Origin of the sequence: Cylindrospermum stagnale PCC 7417 (assembly GCF_000317535.1) — a bacterium.
GTDB lineage: Bacteria > Cyanobacteriota > Cyanobacteriia > Cyanobacteriales > Nostocaceae > Cylindrospermum > Cylindrospermum stagnale.
On sequence record NC_019757.1, the window covers coordinates 3,065,402 to 3,089,676 of the forward strand.

21 protein-coding genes are annotated in these 24,275 nt (G+C 43.0%); 10 read left to right on the forward strand and 11 right to left on the reverse strand.

Annotated features, from left to right (window positions below; genetic code table 11):
* Positions 1-52: 52 nt before the first annotated feature.
* From chrA to CYLST_RS12410, 5 genes are all read right to left on the reverse strand, one after another.
* On the reverse strand, positions 53-1,252 hold the full coding sequence (gene chrA / locus CYLST_RS12390; protein ID WP_015208070.1) for a chromate efflux transporter: 1,200 nt from the start codon (positions 1,250-1,252) through the stop codon (positions 53-55).
* Positions 1,253-1,474: 222 nt separating this feature from the next.
* Complete coding sequence (locus CYLST_RS12395) at positions 1,475-1,822, reverse strand: protein tyrosine phosphatase family protein (RefSeq protein WP_015208071.1); 348 nt, start codon at positions 1,820-1,822, stop codon at positions 1,475-1,477.
* Positions 1,823-1,937: 115 nt separating this feature from the next.
* Positions 1,938-2,603 (reverse strand): glutathione S-transferase family protein, encoded by a 666-nt coding sequence (locus tag CYLST_RS12400; protein ID WP_015208072.1) that lies wholly within the window; start codon positions 2,601-2,603, stop codon positions 1,938-1,940.
* 159 nt (positions 2,604-2,762) lie between these two features.
* On the reverse strand, positions 2,763-3,890 hold the full coding sequence (locus tag CYLST_RS12405; protein WP_015208073.1) for an aryl-sulfate sulfotransferase: 1,128 nt from the start codon (positions 3,888-3,890) through the stop codon (positions 2,763-2,765).
* 176 nt (positions 3,891-4,066) lie between these two features.
* Positions 4,067-5,104: an NADP(H)-dependent aldo-keto reductase gene (locus CYLST_RS12410; RefSeq protein WP_015208074.1), complete on the reverse strand. Its 1,038-nt coding sequence runs from the start codon at positions 5,102-5,104 to the stop codon at positions 4,067-4,069.
* A 794-nt stretch (positions 5,105-5,898) separates the two neighbouring features.
* Between CYLST_RS12410 and CYLST_RS12415 the strand changes: the two genes are divergently transcribed.
* The 6 genes from CYLST_RS12415 to CYLST_RS12430 all read left to right on the forward strand — a co-directional run bounded on the left by CYLST_RS12415 (position 5,899) and on the right by CYLST_RS12430 (position 9,256).
* The gene (locus CYLST_RS12415; protein ID WP_015208076.1) at positions 5,899-7,098 is read left to right on the forward strand and encodes an acyl-CoA dehydrogenase family protein; all 1,200 of its coding nucleotides are present in this window, start codon (positions 5,899-5,901) and stop codon (positions 7,096-7,098) included.
* 184 nt (positions 7,099-7,282) lie between these two features.
* On the forward strand, positions 7,283-7,393 hold the full coding sequence (locus CYLST_RS35900) for an LLM class flavin-dependent oxidoreductase (protein WP_245587497.1): 111 nt from the start codon (positions 7,283-7,285) through the stop codon (positions 7,391-7,393).
* A gap of 160 nt (positions 7,394-7,553) precedes the next feature.
* Positions 7,554-7,817, forward strand: coding sequence for an RRXRR domain-containing protein (locus CYLST_RS12420; RefSeq protein WP_015208077.1), 264 nt, complete (start codon positions 7,554-7,556; stop codon positions 7,815-7,817).
* On the forward strand, positions 7,814-8,341 hold the full coding sequence (locus CYLST_RS12425) for a cysteine dioxygenase family protein (protein ID WP_342663882.1): 528 nt from the start codon (positions 7,814-7,816) through the stop codon (positions 8,339-8,341). The genes CYLST_RS12420 and CYLST_RS12425 overlap by 4 nt, the downstream gene beginning before the upstream one ends.
* Positions 8,338-8,508: a hypothetical protein gene (locus CYLST_RS36540; RefSeq protein ID WP_342663883.1), complete on the forward strand. Its 171-nt coding sequence runs from the start codon at positions 8,338-8,340 to the stop codon at positions 8,506-8,508. Before CYLST_RS12425 ends, CYLST_RS36540 begins: the two co-directional genes overlap by 4 nt.
* The gene (locus tag CYLST_RS12430) at positions 8,495-9,256 is read left to right on the forward strand and encodes a class II aldolase/adducin family protein (RefSeq protein WP_041233083.1); all 762 of its coding nucleotides are present in this window, start codon (positions 8,495-8,497) and stop codon (positions 9,254-9,256) included. The genes CYLST_RS36540 and CYLST_RS12430 overlap by 14 nt, the downstream gene beginning before the upstream one ends.
* Before the next feature lie 385 nt (positions 9,257-9,641).
* Here CYLST_RS12430 and CYLST_RS12435 read toward each other — a convergent pair whose 3' ends face one another.
* The 3 genes from CYLST_RS12435 to CYLST_RS12445 all read right to left on the reverse strand — a co-directional run bounded on the left by CYLST_RS12435 (position 9,642) and on the right by CYLST_RS12445 (position 12,919).
* A complete protein-coding gene (locus CYLST_RS12435; protein WP_216595239.1) occupies positions 9,642-10,259 on the reverse strand; it encodes a hypothetical protein in 618 nt (205 codons plus the stop codon).
* A gap of 157 nt (positions 10,260-10,416) precedes the next feature.
* Positions 10,417-11,649 carry an RNA-guided endonuclease TnpB family protein gene (locus CYLST_RS12440; protein WP_015208080.1) on the reverse strand — a complete coding sequence of 411 codons (1,233 nt, stop codon included), beginning with the start codon at positions 11,647-11,649 and terminating at the stop codon, positions 10,417-10,419.
* A 271-nt stretch (positions 11,650-11,920) separates the two neighbouring features.
* Positions 11,921-12,919 (reverse strand): glycerophosphodiester phosphodiesterase, encoded by a 999-nt coding sequence (locus CYLST_RS12445; protein WP_015208081.1) that lies wholly within the window; start codon positions 12,917-12,919, stop codon positions 11,921-11,923.
* A 321-nt stretch (positions 12,920-13,240) separates the two neighbouring features.
* On the opposite strand from CYLST_RS12445, the gene CYLST_RS12450 reads away from it, so the two are divergent.
* Both CYLST_RS12450 and ligA read left to right on the forward strand, forming a co-directional pair.
* Complete coding sequence (locus CYLST_RS12450) at positions 13,241-14,305, forward strand: vWA domain-containing protein (RefSeq protein ID WP_015208082.1); 1,065 nt, start codon at positions 13,241-13,243, stop codon at positions 14,303-14,305.
* Between the two features lie 107 nt (positions 14,306-14,412).
* Complete coding sequence (ligA, locus tag CYLST_RS12455; protein WP_015208083.1) at positions 14,413-16,449, forward strand: NAD-dependent DNA ligase LigA; 2,037 nt, start codon at positions 14,413-14,415, stop codon at positions 16,447-16,449.
* A gap of 174 nt (positions 16,450-16,623) precedes the next feature.
* On the opposite strand, the gene CYLST_RS12460 is transcribed toward ligA, so the two are convergent.
* The 3 genes from CYLST_RS12460 to CYLST_RS32285 all read right to left on the reverse strand — a co-directional run bounded on the left by CYLST_RS12460 (position 16,624) and on the right by CYLST_RS32285 (position 21,959).
* Positions 16,624-17,223, reverse strand: a complete 600-nt coding sequence (locus CYLST_RS12460; RefSeq protein ID WP_015208084.1) for a hypothetical protein — start codon at positions 17,221-17,223, stop codon at positions 16,624-16,626.
* Between the two features lie 189 nt (positions 17,224-17,412).
* Positions 17,413-18,783, reverse strand: coding sequence for a sensor histidine kinase (locus CYLST_RS12465; protein WP_015208085.1), 1,371 nt, complete (start codon positions 18,781-18,783; stop codon positions 17,413-17,415).
* Between the two features lie 62 nt (positions 18,784-18,845).
* Positions 18,846-21,959, reverse strand: a complete 3,114-nt coding sequence (locus tag CYLST_RS32285) for a PAS domain-containing hybrid sensor histidine kinase/response regulator (protein ID WP_015208086.1) — start codon at positions 21,957-21,959, stop codon at positions 18,846-18,848.
* 407 nt (positions 21,960-22,366) lie between these two features.
* On the opposite strand from CYLST_RS32285, the gene CYLST_RS12475 reads away from it, so the two are divergent.
* The gene (locus CYLST_RS12475) at positions 22,367-22,933 is read left to right on the forward strand and encodes a fasciclin domain-containing protein (RefSeq protein WP_015208087.1); all 567 of its coding nucleotides are present in this window, start codon (positions 22,367-22,369) and stop codon (positions 22,931-22,933) included.
* A 333-nt stretch (positions 22,934-23,266) separates the two neighbouring features.
* Positions 23,267-24,187, forward strand: a complete 921-nt coding sequence (locus tag CYLST_RS12480) for a DMT family transporter (RefSeq protein ID WP_015208088.1) — start codon at positions 23,267-23,269, stop codon at positions 24,185-24,187.
* The last annotated feature ends 88 nt before the right edge of the window (positions 24,188-24,275 follow it).

Genomic DNA, 24,275 nt, shown 5'->3' on the forward strand with positions numbered 1-24,275 from the left:
TGGATTCTGGCATTAGGTTAATCTAAGATCCAAAATCCTTGTATTGAGTGATTCAGCGGATGTAACCCAATACTGAAGCACTCCAGCCAATTAAAGCACCACCTAAAACCAACCAAGCAGCATTGAGGCGGAAGCGAAGGGCGAAAACTGCGGAGACGATCGCGATCGCCACGGCGAGAAAATCTAGATAAGGTGCTTGTGGTAACGTTAAAGTAACTTTTCCTAGTTGCAGGCTAGTAACTACCATTAACGCCACAGCACTCACATTCACAGCATCGAGAAATGCCCTTGTCCAAGAAGAAGCGCGTAACCGGGGAATCAGGGGATTCAGGGCAGCAACGAAGAAAAACGAGGGCAGAAAAATTCCCAAAGTTGCGACAATTGCACCGGGTATGCCGGCGAGGATATAGCCAATAAAGGTAGCGGTGGAAAGTACCGGGCCTGGAGTAAATTGACCAATGGCGATCGCATCTAGTAACTGTTGTTGCGTCAGCCAACCATATTCTTGAACTAATCCCCCTTGGAGAAACGCCACCAGCAAATAGCCACCGCCAAACAAGACACTACCGACTTTCAGAAAAAACCAACCCAACTGCCACAAAGGAACAGATACATTAGTTACCGATGCCGCAACTGCTGCTGTAGCTTTCAACGTCGCACCAGTGGTTAAGCTAGCAATCAGCAAGTTAGCCTGGTCTTTGGGTGTATCACCACCATGCAACCAAAGCATCCCCAATAACCCCCCAATTAATAAGGCAAACACTTCATTGACTTGCCAAAATAAAGTTAGCACCGTCACAGCTACAGCAATCACCAGCAACTTCCGCGTTTTCACTGCCTTTTTTGCCAAGCCCCAAAGAGCATTGAGGATAATAGCTAAAACAGCCGGTTTAATGCCATAAAGTAAAGGAGCAACTTGTGGCAAAGTGCCATAAGCAACATAAACCCAGGCAAACCCACCTGTAATCAAAACCGCAGGCAAAATAAAACAGACACCCGACACAATTAGCCCCAACCATCCTGCATAGATATATCCCACATGAATCGCCATTTCAGTGGAATTTGGCCCAGGAATCAAGTTAGTTGCCCCCAGCAAATCTAGAAAATGCTCCCGTGTCAGCCACTGACGCCGCTTAACTACCTCATCTTCGATCATCGCGATATGGGCAACTGGGCCCCCAAAGCCAATAATGCCCAGTTTGAAAAAAAGTTTGGCAAGTTCGCCCAAACGACTTAGTCGCAAGTTATTCATTTTTGCTAGGCAAATTATTGCAATCTACTTTAGACTAATTCTGAGAATTAAAGCCTTGGTCATTTATTCTAAAAGATGTAAGATTGTTCCTCACCGAATATCACCTAAGGCTGAGAATGCCTAGCTTTGCTCTACCTGCTTGGCAAGATATTTCTCCAGTAGAAATTGCTTGAGATGGGGTTGCTCTAAATTAATACCAATCTCTTGCGCTTTATCCGTGATTTACTCATAAGTTAAATTTTGATTAATAGCAGTAGCAATCAAGGCAATACCGCCTGCCCTTGCTCCCGCTGCACAGTGGATTAAAACTGGCTTGGGTAAATTTTCAATCTCTTTAATTGCGACTTCTGTTAATTCCTGATTTGCTTCTGTAGGCTTTAAGGGAACATTTGCGTATTCCAATCCAGCCGCAGTGGCTCGCTGCTGTTCGTCATTCAAAAAACCCGTTTCGTCAGGGGAACGTAGGTTCAAAACAGATTTAAATCCATTTTCTGCTGCCTGTTGCAACTGCTCAGGAGTTACTTGTCCCGTGATGCTCACGTCGTCACTAACTTTTTTGCTATCTGTCATAAAAATACATTTGCCTCTCTCAGTGGTGGCATTGATTCAGAATATGCGTTGACTATTAACAGCTAACGCATATTCTGCAACAGAAAATTAGATATTGGCGTGCCACCCCAGATTGCTAAACAGCAACAGGAGCAGCAAATTTGGCATATCGCTCAATGTAAAATTCTTGAGAATGTGCGATCGCTTGCACCGATGTCCGCTCCTTCAGTGCGTGTTTCCATTGGCGGATACGGGTAAATTCAGGGGGAATCCCAAAGCCGCGATAGTTCTTCAGCGCAGGCCAGCGCTCAAACCAGGGGTAAAAAGTGAAATCGACTAAACTAATAGATTCACCAAACCAATAAGGCCCTTCCCCAGATAATTTACCTAAACCTTCGTTTTCAATAAATTCCAGATGTTTGTATAGTTCATGTTTGGCTTCTTCTTGCTTTTGGGGATCTGGGCTACGTAAGAGATTAGAAAAAGCCGACACAAATCTAGTATTAGCAAAATCAATCCAAATGCGAGCCTGTGCCCGACCAATAGCACTGCTAGGTAACAGCGGCGGATGAGGAAACACCTCATCTAAATACTCATTAATCACTGCCGATTCCCAAACACGATGCTCTCCATGAGTAATTGCCGGGACTTTGCCATAAGGGGAAATATCTGTAAACCCTTCAGGCTTGTTTTGCAAATCAATCTCAATCAAATCAAAATCAATGCCCTTCTCTTGCAGCACTAAACGCGAACGGTGAGCATAAGGACAAACAACTGCACTATAAATCTTGATTTCAGACATATTGAACTTCCTTTTTTTGTGGATATGAAACTTTCAATTAGCTTGGTAAATTGATCCAGCACCGTTAGTTGAAAAAATTGATTTGATGCCAACGCCTCCCGTAAGGGATAGACAACTCAAACAGCATTGCAATATTTAATCCAAAATCTCAATCTCAGATTAGAGCCAAGGCACTTCTTCCGGCGCGTAGCGAAAGGCACGGAAGACCGAATTTTGCTCTCCAAGAGCCACCGGTGACTTCTCACCAGGAATATTCCGAGATGCAAAGTGGGGGTTGATGTATTCCCAAACAATTTCCCCGGTAACTGTCACCTCAAATATCCGACCATAAGCACCTTCTGTAATCAAAGTATTGCCATTTGGTAGACGCTGTGCTCCTGATATATATGAACTAAAGAAGTTTTGGGGTGGTTTGTCTGTGTACTCCCAAACTATCTCTTTCGTTTGGCGGTTGACCTCAATCACGCGGGAGAAATTGAGCGCAGTGTGACGGCGATGTGCGCCATTGTCAAAAATCAGGATGTTGCCATTAGCTAATTCGTTGGGAAAGTGCTGCTGTGCTAGTACGTCATCCCCCAACGTCCAGATGATCTTTCCTGTTTGGCGATCGACAATTACAACTGTGGAGATATTACGAAAGCTGACCACAATATTGCCGTCAGCAAGTTCGCCTACAGTATTGCCATGAGTCCATTCATGACGATGATCTTGGGGAGTGATCCTAAAAGTCTCCGGATCTAGGTGTTCGTAGGCGTGCCAAGTCCATACGATTTCACCTCCAGGAGTCACTTCATAAAGTACATCCGCATAGATATCACCGTCTGCTTCAGTTCCCGTTACCCCACCTTGAATAAGGGGAACCAAAGACTGAGGAATCTTCTCAATGGCAAGTAAAATTGTGTTGCCATTTCGTAGTCGGCGGCCATCGTGATGGTGGTCTGGATGCTGATATTCCCAGATAATATTTCCTTGGGGATCTGCTTCTAAAACAACGCCGCTTTTGAATGCAGACCACAACGGAAAACGTGGTGGGTTTTCTGAGGGAGTCTTACCGTTATAAAAGAGGTTGCCATTAGGTAGAAGATAACCATATAACCCCGGTGGATATGGTAGATTCCACTGATGTAATACTTCTCCTTCCAGATTCAAAAGATAGACTTCACCATCACCAGTCAGCGGCGTAAAAAGTGTATATCCTTTGAATACTTTTTCCGGGTTGTAAGCCTTTAAACCAGTACCCCGGCGGCGAATAGTATTTTGGTCAACTGATGATTTTGTAACAGTCATTTTCTACCTACAAAGTATCTAGATTTTTACCTAACTAACCTTTGACAACAAACTGAGAACTCAGATTCTCAGTCTGCTGACGCAGAATTTATCTATCAACTAGAGATTTTTCTTTCCCCAGATTATTTTGACTAGAAGATTTTCTGGAAAGATTCTTTTATTTCACTCAGCACTCTCTATGGTGCAGGATTCGGGTAACGAACATGAACTGCATCCAACTCTGCCAAAATGTCTTTATCAAGAACTACATTCACACTTTCCAGATTTTCTTTGAGTTGTTCTATTGTCGTCGCACCGATAATTGTGCTGGCAACAAACCAACGACTCCGCACAAAGGCTATAGCTAGTTGTGCCGGACTCAATTGATAACGCTGGGCGATTTCTACATAAGCTGCTACTGCATCTTTGACAATTGGTTTCAGGTAACGCTGACCAAATCCTTCAAATAAAGCAACGCGTGTATTTTTTGGTGTGCTATTTATATATTTGCCAGTTAAGAAGCCGAATGCTAAAGGACTATAAGCCAATAAGCCAACGTTTTCATAATAAACGGCTTCTGCTAAAGCACCATCAAATACACGGTTCAGTAAGTTGTACGCATTTTGAATGGAAACAACTTTGGGCAAACCTAATTGTTCGGCAATGTAACTAAATTGCACTATTCCCCAAGGGGTTTCGTTACTCAAACCGATATAGCGAACCTTACCCGCTTTAATGACATCAGCAAATACTTCAAGTTGTTCAGCAATGGGAACCGTTTCTCCTAACTGGTATGGGTCAAAAACTGTCTGACCAAAACGTGGCACGTAGCGGTCTGGCCAGTGAATTTGGTACAAGTCGATGTAGTCTGTCTGCAATCGTTCTAGACTATCATCTATAGCTTGTTTGATATTATTACGGTCGATTGCTTGAGAACCATCACGTAACCATTTAAATCCCCGACCTGGTCCAGCAATTTTAGTAGCAATAATCAGTTGATTCCGTTGCTGATGCTTTAACCATTCCCCAATATAACTTTCTGTAAAACCATAAGTTTCGGCACTGGGAGGCACTGGGTACATCTCAGCCGCATCAATAAAGTTTACTCCTTGAGTAATGGCATAGTCTAACTGCTGGTGGGCATCTTCAATTGTGTTTTGCCGTCCAAAAGTCATAGTACCAAGGCAAATTTCAGAAACTTTTAGGTCACTCTCACCAAGTTGGTTATATTGCATTGTATCTGTCGTTAGCTATTTGGTAGTTTTTGGCTTGCTCTCATATTGCAAGTTATTTGGGGGAAACTAAGCTCTCTAAGTTTCTGAGCATTAGTAGCCTAGTATAAAAAACAATGAGCCTAAAATCCAAGAAATTTTTCCGAGTTTTAAATTGTCGATTATGCCAATTTAACTAGATTGTAAATAGTTGGACAAAAGAAATTAGTCACCAAGATTTATATGGTGTATAAATTCATGATTAATCTCGTCAGCCATAGTTTATTAAATGGAATTAATCCGAGTTGCCGTTTATCGTTGCCAGTTGATTTTGTAATATTTGGCAACGAAACTGTTTTGGCTGACAAAAACGATAATTTGATCAAAGCCCAGTAGCAATTTTCCAGATAAGTCTCTAGCTGTCAATACTAAGTTAAGTTAATAGATAAACCGGACTTAGCTGGTACGGTCGTCTATTATTGCATAGCTGAATCAGCTAAGTAACCTAGCTTGGCGCAATCACAAATATGAAGATGTAGCAGGAAATACTTGCTTTTCATGAGTTTTTGTGGAATGCTCCTATCTAGTTTACCGAATAACTCCGATAAGTCAATCAAGTTACCGTAGTTTATACAAAAAATATGGGAAGTCTTCTGGGTGAATACTTCAGAAATATTTATACAGGGAATCTTGCCTTGACCGAAAAGGGGACTGAGGACAAGGGAAGGGGGAATTATTGATGAAGTCTCTTTCTTCGCTTTTCCCCTTACCAATTACTAACTACCCGATTTACCAGTCAGCTTATTGATTGACAACTTATGCCAACAGCTATCAAAGAATCTCAGGACTATGTCGCGCTGGCTACTTCTTTAGCGCTAGATTTTGCCCAGAATGCGGTGGAAAGGGACAAACAAGGGGTAACGGCGAAGTTTGAAAGAGACCGTCTGCGCCGGAGTGGTTTGCTGAAACTGATTATTCCCCAAGAATATGGCGGACTGGGAGCAACCTGGATCACAGCACTGGAAATTGTGCGCGAGTTCGCCAAAGTAGACGGTTCTATTGCTCATCTTTTGGGCTATCACTATTTGCAGGTGGTTACGCCTCATCTTTTTGGCACCTTAGAACAAAAAGTGAATTACTACACATGGACAGCTAGAAATAACTGGTTTTGGGGAAATGCCCTCAACCCCCGTGATTCGCGGCTGACTCTCACTCCCAACGGTAATAACTTGCGTCTCAATGGAATCAAGAGCTTTTGTTCGGGTGCAAAAGATTCCGATATGCTGACAGTATCAACGCTGCTGGCAGGGGCATCTAAACCAGTTGTGCTTGCTATTCCGACATTCAGCCACGGAATCACTATCCATAATGACTGGGATAATATTGGTCAACGGCAAACAGATAGTAGTAGTGTTTCTTTTTCTAACGTATTGGTCAAAGAAATTGAGATTTTGGCAGATCCTGAGTCTTTAGGTAGTCCTTTTGCTGGACTGCGAGTTTATATTTCCCACTTAGTCAGGGCGAATATTTTGTTAGGAATTGCTTTGGGTGCGTTTTCTCAAGCGAAGGAATACACTACCAGCCAAACCGAACTATGGCAAACATCAGATATTGAGAGTAAGAGTACCGATCCCTATATTTTGCAGACTTACGGCCAGATGTGGATTGATTTGCAAGCTGTAACCTCGCTCACCGATGAAGCTGCGGTTAAGTTACAAGCAGCATGGGAGCAGGGACTACAACTCACGGAGGCTGAGTTTAATGAGAGTGCGATCGCTATTACTACAGCTACGGCCTTAGCTACAAGAGTGGGGCTAGAAATCACTAATCAGATATTTGAGGTGATGGGTGCGATGGCGCAACGCCCGCTGGAAGCGATCGCCACAGATCCAGAATACGGTTTTGACCGCTACTCGCGCCATCTGCGATCGCTTACCCTTGATGAGCCGCTAGCTTACAAGGTGCGCCAGGTCGGCCAATGGGTGCTCAATCAGGAATTATCCCGAACCAAGGCTTAATCGATCAACCGACTTGATTTTTAAATCTGTCCATGATAGCTTTTGCTTGGAGATAATTCAACGGTTTTCCGAGCGACTTACCGGAGTATAGGTGAACTGATATCACAGCTAAATAGGCGGTCAAGGCGAGAGTACTAGAGTTTACCTTTAGGCTCTCATCCTTTCTTGATAAATTTTCAACAGTTTGCCCAAGAAAGCGAAATCGACGATTGCCACTGCTACTGGTGCTGATGGCAATAATACAGCCCTTGTGGGGACTCCAGAACAGGTAGCGGAATCCCTGGTGAATTACTAGCGGGGGTGACAACTCTGCTGATTCGCGGCTTTAACCCAAGCTTAAGATGCGATCGCTTACGGTCGTGATTTGATTTTCTTAGTCCGAGCAGAAGTGCAACAGCGAGAGCGACAAGCAGTTGTCGTCTAGTCCATTTTTACCAAAGATGAGTAGATAACCCATGACCAAAGTTTTCCTTCTCAATGCCAATCAACAACCGTTATATCCCATACGCATCAGCCTAGCCCGGATATTATTGTCACAAGGTAAAGCCACTGTGTTTCGGCGATATCCATTTACGATCATTCTCAAAGAAACTTTTAGCCACCCAAAACTGGGGCAATTAGAGTTTAAAATGCAACCTAGTGGCAAAACCCCTCCCATGATAGGCCAAAAACTCAATATTATTGATGTTGGTCGGTTCTCGAAGCGAGGAAACAAATGACAAACTACACCAGCCTAAAACCGCTACCAGAAGACCAGTGGTTTATTCAAAGCCAAGAACTACGTTCTTTTGTGGCGACAGTGCGGGAAATTAACGCCAGCATTGCTGATAACCGCGCCCAAACTCTAGCTAGATTAGAACCCTATTTTCAAGAATTACTCGCTCAACAGGGATGGTTGCCCGAACATTTCGCCCAAGTTAACCCCAAAAGCAAAATGGGCGGTGGGATTGGTCAATGGCTGCTTTATCGCTCAAAAGACCGTGCTCTGTCAGTCTTCAGCTTGGTGATTCCCGCTAGTTCAACAACGCCTGTTCATGATCATTTGGCTTGGGGACTGATTGGTTTATACCAAGGCAATCAAGAAGAGACAGTATATCGGCGTGTAGATGATGGTTCCTCAGCACTCCAGGCACAATTACAAGTAGTCGAAGTGCGATCGCCTCCGGCGGGCGCTCCGCGCCATCGCTCCAACCGGGAGATATCTATCGCCTTTTACCGCCAAAAGGTGATATTCACGCCGTGAAAACCACATCCCAGACTCCATCTATATCCATCCATATCCTCGGTAACGATACTGGCTGCATCTGGCGTCACCAGTTCACTCCCGAATCCCACAGCGTCAAGCCATTTCGTTCTGGATATGCCAACGCTCCCTGTCAGGAAGAAGAAAAAGAACGTGTCCACATTTAATCGACCCCAACCCCCGATATTTGATCGAGTTGAAGAAGAACGCCTGCACCGCAAGCAACGCCTAGCCGCAGCCTTTCGCCTATTTGGCAAGTTAGGATTTAGTGAGGGAATCGCCGGGCATATTACAGCTCGCGATCCTGAATTTACAGATCATTTCTGGGTGAATCCCCTAGGCGTATACTTCGGTCATATCCGAGTCTCAGACCTATTATTGGTGAACAGCGAAGGCGAAGTTGTTAAAGGTTCTCGTTCTGTAAATCAAGCTGCTTTCGCCATTCATTCCCAGATTCATGAAGCTCGACCTGATGTCATAGCCGCAGCACACGCCCATTCACTTTATGGTAAAGCTTGGTCTAGCTTGGGTCGTCTACTTGATCCCTTGACTCAAGACGCCTGTGCATTTTACCAAGACCAAGCGTTATTCAATGACTACACAGGAGTAGTGCTAGACACCTCCGAAGGTAAGCTTTTAGCTGAAGCCTTGGGTGACAAGAAAGCAATTATTTTGCGGAACCACGGCATTTTGACCGTGGGACACACAGTTGATGCAGCGGCTTGGTGGTACATAAGTTTAGAGCGATCGTGCCAAGCGCAGTTGCTAGCAGAAGCCGCAGGCAAACCCCATATCATCAAACACGAGACTGCTACTTTAGCACGCAGCCAAGTGGGGTCACATTCGAGCGGGTGGTTTAGTTTCCAGCCACTTTATGACAGAATTTTGCGCGAAGAACCTGATTTGCTTGATTAGTATTGTATTTTTGGCATTGGGAAAAGAATAAGGGAAGTTTCAAATTACTCCACTTTCTAGTTTTTTGAATTCTGCAAGCCGCATACTCGTGACTTCTAGTCATGAGTTAGGCGATCGATATTTCCAGATTTATTTCTAACATATGTTCGCGCATTTTTATTCTGTCTCTGTACCAGTGCAATTACCACCACAATAAGTCCTGGAGTAACGAGATATTTTAGCAGGGTTAGTGAGGTATGATCGGCATTGAACCGAGATGTTGTAATTACTTGCATTCTAGGTCTGATAACCCCAATCTAGACAGGGAAAAAATCAATGTTTTTCAAAACATCTTGCAGTTTTTTACAAGAATCTCGGTGCTATACCGTTAGCTTATACCTGCTATTTAGGAACGAGTAATTCGATATCTAAGTGTGTAATCCCAGTCTGAGTAGCCTAGAGAGCTACCTGTTTTTTTAAATCTCCAGGCAACTTCTTCAAAGGCTGGTCCGGTGGAAGATATTACTAATTCGGTAGAACCAAGTAAGTCATCTTTATCTAAACTAGCAAGAATGCCCACTCCCTTGACAGATGCTGACAGTATAGTTCCCGCCAGTACTCCTTTGGGGCCTGCTGCTGCTAATACTGCTGATACAGCGCTGGTAATCCCTGTAACTGTATCACCGTACTTAGACCAGTCTTTGCCAGCATCTTCGTCGTAAGCTTTGATTCCTCCTTTAATGCTTTCATCGGCTGGTACATTGCCTTCAAATAAAATGGATTGATCTGGCTTAAATTTTTTGACTTCTCCATCATTAATGTCTATGGGAGTTGTCAGAATTGCCTTGGTGATTCCCCCTCCTACCAACGCACCGACTAGATAAAGCTCATCAGCACCTGTTACATCTTCAGTATCTTTGCACTGAACATTCACCAGTTGGATTTTTATTCTCGGCATACTATTCTCCGATAAATATGTTGGATAAATTTCACCTTGATTCCAGAGTTTATTTACGTCAGACATCGCCCCAATTTGCCATTGCATAACAATAGAAAATTTGGGTTAAACACAGGAATATGGGTGAAGTAGTACAATTAGTAATCATCCTCAAGAAAAAGTTTTATGCAAACTTATTCCTGCTAAAAAACTATTTTTAATTGTTGGTAGATGCCGTCGTGAACTACCCACACTGACTTGGAGTACCAAGTACAGTGTCGGCTTCTGTACTCACGGGGGAGTGCCGCAACTTAGACTTTCGCCCAAATTTTGGTCTTATCCCCCCTCCTACAGCAGAGACGGCTGAACCTTCCGCCTTTATCAATCTGATACCTTCTGCTCTAATATTTATCGCTGCATTTCCATCACGATCATGATGAGTGCCACAATGAGGACAAGTCCATTCACGGACATCCAATGGCATCTCACTCACTTGATAGAAACAATTAGAACAGAGCTTGGAACTGGGAAACCATCTATCAATCTCAACCAACTTTCCGCCTTTGCATTCTAGCTTATAGGCTAGAAAATTGGTGAATGTTCCCCATCCTGCATCAGATATTGATTTTGCCAAATTGTGATTACGAACCATGCCCAAGACATGAAGACTCTCTACTATAACAGCTTGACTATCGCTGACCAACTTATAGCTAAGTTTATGCAGAAAATCTTGCCTAGAATTACTAATTCGTTCGTACACTTTAGCAACAACTTGGCGATATTTATTTCTTGATTTACTACCTTTTTGTTTACGTGCTAATTTTTTCTGCTTGCGCTTGAGATTATTTTCGTACTTGGCAAGGTGTTTAGGATTATCATACTGAGAAACTTTTTCGCCATCAGTAACAACAGCAAAATGCTTCAACCCTAAATCAATACCGTAAATCTTCCCGAATGTAATAGTTGGATTTTCCCCTTCTACTTCCGTCAGGATAGATACAAAATATTTACCTGATGGTGTTTTACATACAGTTACAGTCTTGATTTTCCCCTCAACTGGTCTATGTATTTTGGCTTTGACTATTCCGATATTGCCGGGAATTTTGATATTACCATCTACAATTTTGACGTTTTGAGGATATTGAATAGACTGTTTTCCATGCTTAGATTTGAACTTAGGAAACCCCGCACGTTTATCAAAAAAGTTTTTGTATGCTGTGGTTAGATTTAGTGTTGTAGCTTGTAAAACTTGGCTGTAACAATCACCTAGCCAAATAGTATCTTCTGCTTTCTTGAGTATAGGAAGAAATGCGTTGAGTGCAGCACGGTTAAGTCCTTTACCCGTCTCTTTGTAAGTTTCAATTGACTTGTTTAGAGCATAATTCCACCACCATCTAGCACATCCAAAAGCTTGCGCTAGTTGTGTTTTTTGTTCTTTTGATGGGTATATACGAACCTGAACAGCCTTGTGTAGCAATCAAATCACCTCCTTGATATTTATTTTACCATGATATATAATTTTTGATAAGAGTTTAATACATAATTTTGGAAAAACCTCAAATGTTCTTTGCTCTTACTCGGCTATGCCTCGTATTGATTGAGAACGATTTCGGTTTTTCCCGCCTTATATCCCGCCACTGATTTGGAGTACCAAATTCAGTGGGGGACTTACGGCGTAATAGTTAAATCTCAGGTGTTGATGAAAGTGCTTGCATAGACCCCTGCCAGAGTCATCTTTGCATAGAGCTTCAAGATCCAGTACTTGAGCATACAGCAACAGCCGTATCGGGGTAATCGCTAAATACCCCATCAATGCCTAAATTGAAGAACAGTTGATATTCTCCTTGGGGATTTCCTTGAAAATCTAGGGGTAAAAAGGAATCTTCATTGCGGAAAGTCCAGAGGTGAACCAATAAACCAGCTGCATGAGCATCAGTGACTAAAGATGTCGGTGAGAGCAATTTACCAAGGCTATCTCTCTTCACAACTAGGTTTTTATTGACACCAACTGCTTGTGCATATTTAGCTATCTCCTTTAACCCTGATGTAGCGGCTAAATCTGCATAGGTGCGGTGATTGCCACTGACTACAAAATCATAGGGCAAACCATGCTCGTTAAGCAATTGCACTAAAGGTAAATCAGTTGTTTGAGATAATTCTTGGAGGTTGCTAACTTCAAAAGACTGAATAAAAACAGGTGCGTTGGCTCCCTGATAACCGTTTGCTGTTAAAGTTGCCAGTAGGGGCGGTTCTAGTGATAAGCCAAGAGATTTAAAATAAGTAGGGTGTTTAGTTTCTGGGTAAATACCAATGGTGCGATTAATTTGGGCACTTTTGCCTTGAACTAAATCAATGATTTCTTGCAGCGTCGGGATTTCCCATCGTCCGTTGTATGCGGTATTGTGCGATCGCATTTCGGGAATTCGCTCGATTGCTCTGAGGGTTTTCAGTTCCGCTAAGGTGAAGTCTTCTGTAAACCAGCCTGATTTGGATTCACCATCAATGATCTTGGTAGTTTGACGGTGAGCAAACTCCCCACGGCTAGCAACATCAGTGGTTTCGGAAATTTCGTTTTCATGACGAGCAATTAAAACCCCGTCTTTGGTGGAAACCAAATCTGGTTCAATAAAGTCAGCCCCTAGTGCGATCGCTAATTCATAAGCTGCTAAAGTATGTTCTGGACGGTAGCCACTAGCCCCTCGGTGGGCAATAATTATCGGGGGTTTACCTGTAAATGTATGAGTCATAAATTTCTGTTGTTGGGGATTTTGTTATAGTCATTTTATCTAATTTATGCAAAGATTTTTTTGAACAAACTGCACAGGACATAATCAATATCAAAAGCAGCGTTGAACCAGAGAAAAAGCACAGTTTGAGCAATAAGTTTGGCAACGGTGTAGTTAGGGAATTTCTTGTTAAGATATGCTAAAGTAAAAACCAAAATTTACTTAAAAAATGAGATAAAAAAGGTGAAAATTTTAGCCAAATCTTTAAAATAAATTTATTCAGATAAACCGCCAAAGAGTTAAAATAGAAGTATCAAGTAAAAACTGGGTGCTGGTAAAGCTATGACAAACAACAATATCGAAGTTGTTTTTAGTTTTGATACTACTGGAAGTATGTATCCTTGCCTGACTCAAGTACGACGAAAAATCAAAGAAACCGTTACCAGATTAATTAATGAACTTCCTCTAATCCGCATTGGGATTATTGCTCATGGTGACTATTGTGATGTCGGCTCAACTTATGTCACTAAAATATTTAACCTCTCTGGTGATGTTGATAAAATTTGTGATTTTGTCCAAAATGTCGAAGCTACTGGCGGCGGAGATGCGCCAGAATGTTATGAGTTAGTATTACATCAATCCCAATCTCTAGCTTGGTCAAAGTCTGCATCTAAATCACTGGTTTTGATTGGTGATGATATTCCCCACCCGCCAGCACACAATCCTCAAAAGCTAAATTGGCGCCAAGAGTTAGATAAATTAGCTGAGGCAGAAATTACGGTTTATGGAGTTCAAGCACTCAATCGCTCTCATGCTACTCCTTTTTATCGAGAAATCGCTGAAAAGTCAGGCGGTTTTCATATCAATCTTGACCAATTTTCTTATGTTACCGATTTGTTTTTAGCTGTTTGCTATCAGCAATCATCAAATGATCAGCTACAAGCTTATGAAAAAGAAGTAATTGACGAAGGGCGGATGAGTCGGGGGTTAAATAAAATATTTAACTCCATGATGAAGCGAGAAGCCGTATCATATTATGAATCGGCTGACTTACGGGCAGTTTCTCCCCAACGGTTTCAGGTTTTAGAGGTTGATCAAGATATTTCAATTAAAGCTTTTGTGTTAGAAAATGGGTTAAGCTTTAAAGTGGGACGTGGTTTTTATGAATTTACAAAAACCGAAACTATCCAAGCTGCTAAAGAAATTATCTTGATGGAACGGGCAACAGGTGATTTATTTGCCGGCAGCGCCGCTAGAGAAATGTTAGGTCTACCGATGGATGCGTCAATCCGGATCAAACCGAGTAACCTAGAAAAGTATGTGGTGTTTGTTCAAAGTACTTCTGCTAATCGTAAATTGATTGGCAAGACCCGATTTTTATATGAAGTCGAAGATTGGGATCGCTGATTAACGTTTAAGATCAGATTCCCGACTTCTCTAAGAAGTAGGGAATCTTGATTTAGCCTGCACTCAGCAGGTTTTATGATCTTTAATCGTATTTTGCCATAAGTCTCATGATCCAGATTCAGCCTGAATTAAAGCGCGTAAAAGAACTGCGGCAGCTGTTGCAACAAGCAAGCTATGCTTATTACGTCCTAGATGCACCCACTATGGAGGATGCAGTCTATGACCAGTTATATCGAGAATTGCAACAGCTAGAAATTCAGTATCCAGAATTGGTGTCTGCCGATAGTCCAACTCAGCGAGTGGGTGAAAGACCAGCAACGCACTTTACCTCGGTACGGCACAATATCCCCCTATACAGTTTGGAGAATGCCTTTAATATTGATGAGTTGCAAGGGTGGGAGCAACGTTGGCGGCGTCAAGCACCGAAAATAGAGGCGGTGGAGTACGTCACTGAACTGAAAATTGATGGTTCTGCTTTGGCGCTAACCTACCAAAATGGCGTTCTGGTAAGGGGTGCAACTAGGGGGGATGGGGTGATGGGTGAAGATATTACCCAAAATGTGCGGACAATTCGCTCAATTCCCTTGCGCTTGAATTTTGAGGGGTTAGAAGAATTAGAAAAGGTGGAAGTGCGGGGTGAGGCGTTTTTACGGCTGGATGTGTTTAAACAAATCAATGAGGAAAGGCAAAAAGCAGGTGAGCAGTTATTTGCTAATCCCCGAAATGCTGCTGCTGGTACACTTAGGCAATTAGATTCTCGCGTTGTTGCTAAACGGCGGTTAGATTTTTTTGGCTATACGCTGCATATTCCTGGTAGGGATGACGCCAGTATTGCTAATACCCAATGGGAAGCGCTGGAATTGTTGGAAAAGATGGGTTTTCATGTCAACCCTAACCATAAGTTGTGCGGTTCTTTGACTGAAGTTGCTGAATATTATCAATATTGGGATACAGAAAGGCTCAATTTACCCTATATGACTGATGGGGTAGTGGTGAAGCTGAATTCCTTTAAGTTGCAAGAACAACTGGGGTTTACGCAGAGGTTTCCCCGCTGGGCTGTGGCGCTGAAATATGCAGCAGAAGAAGCACCTACCCGCGTGGAAAATATTGCGGTGAATGTGGGGAGAACGGGGGCATTGACACCTTTGGCAGAAATGCGTCCGGTGCAATTGGCGGGAACAACAGTTTCTCGCGCTACTTTACATAATAGCGATCGCATCTCCCAATTAGATATCCGCATTGGCGATACTGTCATTGTCCGTAAAGCTGGGGAAATTATCCCCGAAGTCGTGCGGGTACTCAAAGAACTCCGTCCCCCTGATACACAACCTTTTGTCATGCCCACTCATTGCCCAGTTTGCGGTCAATTGGTGGTGCGAGAGTCAGGTGAAGCGGTGACTCGGTGCGTTAATGCTTCCTGTGCGGCGATTTTGAAGGGAGAGATTGAACATTGGGTAAGTCGTGACGCCTTAGATATTAAAGGCATGGGCGAAAAGCTGGTGCATCAACTTGTGGATAAAGAATTGGTGCATTCCGTTGCCGACTTATATAACTTGACAGCAGAAAAATTTTGTGTATTGGAAAGGATGGGGCAAAAGTCGGCAGAGAAATTGGTGAATGCGATCGCCCAATCAAAAAGCCAACCTTGGTCAAGAGTATTATATGGTCTAGGCATCCGTCACGTTGGCAGCGTCAATGCCCAATTATTAACCGATAAATTTACCACAGTTGAGCAGTTAGCAACAGCCAGGCAATCAGATATTGAGGGTGTTTACGGTATCGGTGCGGAAATTGCTCAATCTGTATATCAATGGTTCCGCATCAGTGCCAATCAAACTTTGATTTCTCGACTCCAAGACACGGGGTTGCAATTAGCCACCACCGCAGAAGCTAAAGCCGTGGGTGATGGCAATCAAAAGTTAGCAGGTAAAACTTTTGTGGTTACGGGCACTTTACCAACCTTAAAGCGGGATGAAGCTAAAGCCTTGATTCAAAAATCAGGTGGTAAAGTGACTGATTCTGTAAGTAAAAAAACAGACTTTCTCGTTGTGGGAGAAGATGCTGGTTCTAAGTTAGAAAAGGCGCAAGCGTTGGGAATTACTCAATTAAGTGAAGCGCAGTTAATAGAGTTGTTGCAAGAGTGAAGTTTGGGTATTTGCTCTTCGAGTGCCTAAATAAAGAACCCATTTGCTTTCCTCGGATTACCCAGCGTCACACCTCACAGCTTCCACGGCACTTACAAACCTGTTTAACCAAATGGGGAAACTTCTTTCTGCTTAAACCAAGCAACGAAGAAATTTCCCCAATCAAACTACAGTCTAGTTTTTGGTAATGGTTAGAGAACCGCCGCTGTTAGAACTCAAAGAACCAAAACTGGGCAGATTTGCAATCAGGTTTATCCCATCTACATAAACAGTGCCTGTAACACTTGCGTCACGATAGGCACCAACAGAGCGGTATTTTGATTGGTAGCCTGGCCCTTGATAATGGCTGTGGGAGTTACCACGGAAGGTATCACCCGTACCCGCCCAACTCAAATTCACTGCTGCGGTTTTGTTAACTGCTGTTGAATAATCATAGAGTGTAAAAGTGCCACTCAAAGAGGCAGATTGTAGTGAATTGCCAATTGTGAAAGTCGCGTCTTTACTAGAGCCATCCCCATAAGACCCGACTCCGGTGCAGTAGTTATAGTTTGAATAGTAGAGGTAAGCCTCTTTCTGTGAAGTTGGCGCACCAGGTGCCTCTTTAGTCACATTGTCAAAAGCGTAAACATTAACGTAGGTTGAATTGCAACCGTCATATTGGGAAAAAGAGGCTGAAGCGCTCTCCCCCTTGAATTTGTATTGATTAGTGGTAGCGGCAAATGCTGGGGCAGTCAAGCTGAGTAAGGTTAAAGAAGCGATAATTGCGGCTTTCATGTTTTTGATAATTTGTCGTTATGGCTACACAATATATATCTTCTCCAATTTGTTTCTTTATGCAGATTCTCGTAAAAATTTTTCAGGGGGTCGTTATTGGTATATCCCTAAAAGGGCGGAAGTTTGAGTATTCGTTCGTCGAGAAGACAAAATAAACCTACTATTGTCATCCCCCCTTAGACAGATAAATTAATTATTAGTAGTCAAATAATAATCACCAGGTGTCACAGCAGAAGTAACTTGGGCAACTTGCTGATAAATTGGGATTTCAACCACAAATTCTGTTTCTTTTTCTGGTGTTGATTGGTAGTAGAGACTGCCACCATGCTTTTCTACAACAATCTGGTGACTGATAGACAATCCCAATCCGGCTCCTTTGCCGATAGCTTTAGTTGTAAAGAAGGGGTCAAACAACTGCTCTTTTACTTCTTCACTGATTCCCGAACCATTATCAGCGATGTGGATAGCAACCGATTCATCTCCTATCATCCTAGTACGAATTTTAATTCGACTTGGTTGCTTCTGAACATCGGCAAATGAACGGTGTTGATTGTATTCATCTAGTGCATCAATGGCATTAGAAATAATATTCATAAACACTTGATTTAGTTGTCCTGGATAGCATTCAACTGGTGGCAACTGACAATATTCTCTAACCACTTCGATTCCGGGATGCTCTAGTTTTGCTTTGAGGCGATAATTCAAAAGGGTGAGTGTACTATTAATAGCTTCATGGATATTAATTGGTTTCATGTCAGCTTCGTAGACACGAGAGAAAATCCGCATAGACTTGAGGATTTCGCGAATGCGTTGTACACCAACATCCATTGAGTTCAGCAGCTTCAACAAGTCATCCTGGATAAAATCTAAATCAATATTTTCAAGTTCTGCTTGAATTCGCGGGGTAGGATTTGGGAATTCTTCCTGATAGATATGCAGGAGTTGCAACACTTCTTGGTTATATTGACTGGCATGAATTAGATTGCCATAAATGAAATTTATAGGGTTATTAATCTCATGAGCAATTCCAGTGACTATTTGTCCTAAACTGGACAGTTTCTCACTTTGAATTAATTTAATTTGCATCTGTTTCAATTCATCATAAGCAAGGCTTACTTCGCCAACTTTTTGCGTTAAAAGTAGATTTTTTTGCTCTAATTTTTCTGCTAAATCATGCAGCTTTAAGTGCAATTGAACCCGTGATAGCACTTCCTCTTGCTGGAAGGGCTTGGTAATATAGTCAACCGCGCCTGTCTGAAATCCTTTGACCTTATTAGCAGTGTCGGAAAGTGCCGTCATAAAGATGACAGGAATATCTTTAGTTGCCGGATTTGCCTTTAATTGACTACAGGTTTCAAATCCATCCATCTCTGGCATCATCACATCCAACAAAATTAAATTTGGTAGAGCATATTCGACCCTTTCCAGCGCTACTTTTCCAGATTTGGCTACCCATACTTCTAACCCAGCTAAATCGAGGGCATCAGATAAGACACTTAAATTTGCCGGATTATCATCAACAATCAGAACTGTTGCCATTTGCTCAGTTATCAGATTCATAAAGTTTTGTGGGATGTGTAGAAACCAGTCGCCTTTTGGCACGGGAGGAAATTCGATAGTACTTACTTGTAAGATTGAATGAGTGCTAGAATTTCTTGGTCTTGGAAACCTTTTGCCAGTTGGTGCAATTTTTTCGCAAAGGGGATGTATTTTTCATCCATTTGTTCAAGCCATGCTGCTTGTTTAATAATTCCTTTGAAGTTGCCTTTCATAACTAACTTGTACAATTTTTCCATTTCTGCTGTAGATGGAGCAACTAGCCCAGCATCGTCTCCTGCTGGCTGGCTGACAGTGTTTTTCTCTTCATAAAGCCACTCCAGTTGAAGAAGTTTCCGCAATTTCTGAAACAGAACGATCGCCTCTACAGGTTTGGAAAGAAAATCATCTCCTCCTACTTCCAAGCTGCGATGTTGATCAGTTTCAAACACGCTTGCTGACGAAACAATGATGGCGATATTTTTGAAGGCTTCTGAGGAGCGAATGCGCTTGATGAGAGCGAATCCATCAATTTTTGGCATCAGTATGTCGGTAATCACAAGATCTGGCTGAATTTCGGCAAGTTTCTGCCAGCCTTCTTGTCCGTCGTTAGCTTCAGCAACATCAAAGCCGATGGGACTGAGTAAATTAGTGATGACTGAGCGATTTGCCCATTTGTCATCAATGACGAGAATCTTTGGTCGGCGGTCTTTGATGCCGATAATTTGTCCATAATCATCGGCTTGAGATGTTTTGACCCACTCATCAGCTGGGGGCAGATTGACATCAAACCAGAAAATACTGCCCACACCCAACTCACTCTGCACCTGAATAGTGCTGCCCATCAACTCGACAATTCTTTGACTAATTGCCAATCCTAAGCCGGTGCCTTCAGTCTGTCGGCGGCTGTCTCCCACTTGCTCAAAGGGTAGAAAAATAGCTTGGAGTTTATCCTGGGGGATGCCCATCCCTGTGTCGCGGACTTCAAAGCGAATTTTGCCTTCAGCGGCATAGCTAATTGTAAAGTTGACGCCGCCTGCATCGGTAAATTTGATGGCATTACTCAGAAGGTTGATTAATACTTGCCGCAGGCGTTTTTCATCGGCACAGATACCGATGGGTAATTCTGAAGCTAATTGATGGTCAAACTGAATTTTCTTGAGTTCGGCGCGGATGCGGCACATCTCGGCGACACCTTGCAGAAACGCCGGAAAGTGAAAATCTGTCACCATGAGTTCCACTTTTTGGGCTTCGATTTTAGATAAATCTAGGATGTCATTGATTAAAGTCAGCAAATGGGAACCGCACTGGTAAATCACCTCAATGCGCGATCGCTCTTCTTCGTGCAAGTTTTTAGAACGCTGAAGAACTTGAGCATAGCCCAAGATGCCATTGAGCGGTGTCCGCAATTCATGGCTCATGTTGGCCAGAAATTCGCTTTTTGCGTAATTTGCTGCTTCCGCTATTTCTTTTGCTTTGGCCAGCGCGATTTCCGCTAGCTTGCTCTCTGTAATGTCGGTATTGATGCCAATCCACTCTCGGATACTGCCATCGGCAGACAACATCGGCACACCTCGTCCAGTCATGTATCGGTACTCGCCGTCGTAACGGCACACGCGATACTCAATTTGATAAAGTGCCTTATTAGCAACGGCATTTGACCAAGCCTCTGTGGTGTCAGCTCTATCTTCGGGATGAATTTGATTCAGCCAGCCCAATCCAAAAGATTCCTCAAAAGACTGTCCGGTAAATACATTCCATTGAATTTGTTCAGTAACAAATTTGCCTTCTGCATTAGTAGACCAGACAATATTGGTAGTTGCTTCAATCAGCGAGCGAAATCGTTCTTCGCTATGTTGAAGCGCTATCTCTGTTTGTTTACGCTCAGTAATATCTCGTGTGGTGGCAATGATGCCGAGAATGTTGCCATCAGCATCTCGCCAAGGGCCTTTTGTCGTGAGATAGGTGCTGCTGGTAGAAAGATCTTCTTCGTAAGTCTCGGTAATGCCTGTTGTGATAATCTGGCAATCTTTGGCGATGATTTCCCGCGCTACCTCAGGCGGAAATACTTCAGCATCGCTTTTGCCGATGATCTCCTCAATTGGCTGGCCAAGAAAGTTTGCCGCGTTAGAGTTGAGGGCGACGTAACACCCGTCGCCATCTTTAACGACGACAAAGTCTGGTGTACTTTCTAAAATGGAACGCAGTAGCAAGTTGTTTTCGCGCAGGGTTTCTTCAGCTTTTTGGCGATCGCGTAGCGCCGCTTGCTGTTCGCTAATATCTCTTGTTGTGGCAACGATGCCGAGAATGTTGCCATCAGCATCTCGCCAAGGTGCTTTTGTAGTGAGAAAAGTGCCGCTGACCTTACCATTAGAGACATCTTCTTCATAAGTCTGGGTAATGCCTGTTGTCATCACCTGGCGGTCTTTTAAGATGATTTGACGCGCAGCTTCAGGCGGCAGCAGTTCAGAATCATCTTTGCCAATGATTTCCTCAATTGGCTTGCCAAATAAATTTGCCAAATTTAAATTGAGGGCGACATGCCGCCCTTGACAATCTTTAACGACAACAAGGTCTGGTGTACTTTCCAAAATAGAGCGCAATAGCGTGTTGCTTTGGCGTAGGGCTTCTTCAGCTTGTTTGCGCTGTGTAATATCTTCGCTGAACAGAATGATGCCGCCGATTTCGCCACTGGTGAGATACCAAGGGCGGATTGACCAGCGCACCCACTGGACAAACCCGTCTGCACGTGGAAACGCATCTTCCTCACGTTGTTCGATTGCCCCTGCTAAACACCGTTGATGAATCTGCTTCCATTCTGGAGGAACGTCAGGAAAGACTTCGTAGTGGGACTTGCCGATGATCTCATCCGTCAGATTATACTCTTCTAGCCATTTGTTACTGACAGCAAGATAGCGCATTTCTCGATCAAACATGGCGATCGCTACAGGAGCATATTCAATGGCCTGCTGTAAGTATGCTTTGTTCTCACGCAGTTTGCTTTCTGTCTGGTTGCATCCAGTCGTGTCGGTGTTGGCTCCCATCCACTCACTCATCTCACCGCTGGACTGTGCTTCGTTTTGTTTGAGAGCATCCTGGGGGTTTGCTTGCTCTGGCGTTTCGCTCATACTTGACCGTTGCTCATTTGCTTGTGGCTGTAGTCTGGGAATTTCTGGCTGATGATCAATCCTGAATTCCATCGGTATTTCAGGGCTTTTACTGGCTCAAGGGTCCGATTCGCTGCAAAGGAAGCGATTTGTTGTTTAGGCAGAACCGTCCATATTATATTTGGGTATCGAAAATACATAAATACGTATTTCTCTGTAAATAGGGAAAATAATAGTGATCAGTCGATATATTTTTTTCATGCCACTTTTAGGGGGTGGGAAAAAATTTAATCGGTATAAATAATTCGGATTTAATTTTTTGGGGAACCAGCAATCTGTAAACTAGGTCAATATTCATGGGATGCTATTAGTGTCTAAGGATACTATATTAGCTTTCTCAAAAGCAATTACCTCCCAGACATTTTCACCTATCACAGGTAGGAGATTTTTATCACTGAAAATCTCCGTTTTACAATGCAAAAGTTATCAAGGTTACATTCATGAAAGCATCTCACCGTTTACTTATTACAACAGCTGGTATAGCGATCGCCGCAACTGGTCTTTTCGCTAGTTCTCCCTCTTTGGCTAAAAAGAAGCATCAACAAGAAGTTATACAACCTGTCTTAGTTACTCCAGTAAGTTCTGTAGGTTCAATTGTCGAAGTTGCCAGCACCAGCACTTGCGGCTGCAATACTTTTGTCAACGTTATCCAAAGAGCCGGACTGGTAGAAACCCTCTCTAGCAATAGATTATTTACTGTTTTTATCCCCTCTGATGCTGCATTCGCGGCTTTACCACCGGCTACTTTAGAAAAACTGCTCAGACCAGAAAACAGACTACTCTTACAGCAAGTTTTGACTTACCACGTTCTTTATGGCTCAATTGATTCTAAAAAAATCAAGCCTGGAAAAATCAAAACTTATGCAGGCGGACTGGTGGAAATTAAATTTAAGAAAGGTTATTTTGAAATCGGTAAGGCCAAATTCAAAAAATCCGACCTCAAAGCTAGAAATGGCTATATTCACATCATTGATACAGTGTTGATACCTCCTGGTTTGCTGCTGTAGTCCCCCTTTAAGAATCTTGAGAGCAACTTAGCATATCCCCCAACGCCCTGCTGAAAAAGATGGGTGGTGGGGGATAGTTGTTCTCGCTGCCTTGGGACGGTGTAAAAATACTCAAGACTCCCCTAATCAGTTCAATCAATAGGTTGCAGCGCTCAAGGTACTCCCTGTTGTAACATATGAGCCGCTACGGTTACAGCAGAAATCATTTATTCATACCACAGTGTAGAGACGTTGCATGCAACGTCTCTACCTACTCGTTAAACACTTTTGCCAGACGTCTAATAATCCGAAATGTTAAGTATTATTGACGATTGACCCTTGACACTTAATTTAATGATGCATCAAAGTTCCGGTCGCTGGCGTTTAGGTCTAGCATTATCGCTGGTGACTGTTTTGTTATGGGGGATTCTACCTATTGCTCTAACGGTGGTGCTACAAGCGCTAGATGTCTATACCGTCGTTTGGTTTCGCTTTTTAGTGGCGTTTACCTTGCTAGCTACGTATTCAGGGATAACTGGAAAGTTACCCACTTTACAACAACTGCGCTCGGCTTCTGGGAAATTATTAGCGATCGCTATTATCGGTTTAGCAAGTAATTACGTTCTGTTTACCCAAGGTTTAGTGCTAACAGCACCGGCTAACGCTGAGGTGCTGATTCAGTTAGCGACTGTTTTATTGGGTTTCGGCGGTTTGGTTGTGTTCAAAGAACGTTATACCCTGAGTCAATGGCTTGGCGTTAGTGTGCTGACTCTGGGGTTCGCTTTATTTTTTCATGCACAGCTAACGAATTTAATCACAGCACCTAGTACATATCTTCTTGGCAGTGGTTTGGTTGTACTAGCAGCAGCGGCCTGGGCTATATATGCTTTGGCCCAAAAGCAGCTATTGCGATCGCTATCTTCATCAAACATCATGCTGATAATGTATGGTGCCTGTGCTTTATTATTCACTCCTTTCGCCAGAGTAAAAACAATTCTCACCCTTGACACAATACATTTAGGAATGTTAGTTTTTTGTGCCTTAAATACTCTAATTGCCTATGGTGCTTTTGCCGAATCATTACAACATTGGCAAGCGTCACGAGTGAGTGCAGTCTTAACTTTAGCCCCTATTATCACCTTAATTTCAGTTTGGCTGACTTCAGCAATTGCACCTACTTTGCTCCCCCCAGAACACTTGACTGTAATCGGAATTTTGGGAGCAGTGCTAGTTGTTGCTGGTTCGGGAGCGATTGCTTTAGGAAAATCTGATTAATCGGAATAATTATCAAAATGTCAATCCGATTATTCTCTGGATAAATTTATTTCCGATTCAAAGCTACATTAGAAATACTGAGGTGAGG

What these genes read in the sequence shown, in the direction of transcription:
- chrA (WP_015208070.1), bottom strand. Translation starts at nt 1,252, where the DNA reads ATGAATAACTTGCGACTAAGTCGTTTGGGCGAACTTGCCAAACTTTTT.
- CYLST_RS12395 (WP_015208071.1), bottom strand. Translation starts at nt 1,822, where the DNA reads ATGACAGATAGCAAAAAAGTTAGTGACGACGTGAGCATCACGGGACAA.
- CYLST_RS12400 (WP_015208072.1), bottom strand. Translation starts at nt 2,603, where the DNA reads ATGTCTGAAATCAAGATTTATAGTGCAGTTGTTTGTCCTTATGCTCAC.
- CYLST_RS12405 (WP_015208073.1), bottom strand. Translation starts at nt 3,890, where the DNA reads ATGACTGTTACAAAATCATCAGTTGACCAAAATACTATTCGCCGCCGG.
- CYLST_RS12410 (WP_015208074.1), bottom strand. Translation starts at nt 5,104, where the DNA reads ATGCAATATAACCAACTTGGTGAGAGTGACCTAAAAGTTTCTGAAATT.
- CYLST_RS12415 (WP_015208076.1), top strand. Translation starts at nt 5,899, where the DNA reads ATGCCAACAGCTATCAAAGAATCTCAGGACTATGTCGCGCTGGCTACT.
- CYLST_RS12420 (WP_015208077.1), top strand. Translation starts at nt 7,554, where the DNA reads ATGACCAAAGTTTTCCTTCTCAATGCCAATCAACAACCGTTATATCCC.
- CYLST_RS12425 (WP_342663882.1), top strand. Translation starts at nt 7,814, where the DNA reads ATGACAAACTACACCAGCCTAAAACCGCTACCAGAAGACCAGTGGTTT.
- CYLST_RS12435 (WP_216595239.1), bottom strand. Translation starts at nt 10,259, where the DNA reads ATGTCTGACGTAAATAAACTCTGGAATCAAGGTGAAATTTATCCAACA.
- CYLST_RS12445 (WP_015208081.1), bottom strand. Translation starts at nt 12,919, where the DNA reads ATGACTCATACATTTACAGGTAAACCCCCGATAATTATTGCCCACCGA.
- CYLST_RS12450 (WP_015208082.1), top strand. Translation starts at nt 13,241, where the DNA reads ATGACAAACAACAATATCGAAGTTGTTTTTAGTTTTGATACTACTGGA.
- ligA (WP_015208083.1), top strand. Translation starts at nt 14,413, where the DNA reads ATGATCCAGATTCAGCCTGAATTAAAGCGCGTAAAAGAACTGCGGCAG.
- CYLST_RS12460 (WP_015208084.1), bottom strand. Translation starts at nt 17,223, where the DNA reads ATGAAAGCCGCAATTATCGCTTCTTTAACCTTACTCAGCTTGACTGCC.
- CYLST_RS12465 (WP_015208085.1), bottom strand. Translation starts at nt 18,783, where the DNA reads ATGAATCTGATAACTGAGCAAATGGCAACAGTTCTGATTGTTGATGAT.
- CYLST_RS32285 (WP_015208086.1), bottom strand. Translation starts at nt 21,959, where the DNA reads ATGGAATTCAGGATTGATCATCAGCCAGAAATTCCCAGACTACAGCCA.
- CYLST_RS12475 (WP_015208087.1), top strand. Translation starts at nt 22,367, where the DNA reads ATGAAAGCATCTCACCGTTTACTTATTACAACAGCTGGTATAGCGATC.
- CYLST_RS12480 (WP_015208088.1), top strand. Translation starts at nt 23,267, where the DNA reads ATGATGCATCAAAGTTCCGGTCGCTGGCGTTTAGGTCTAGCATTATCG.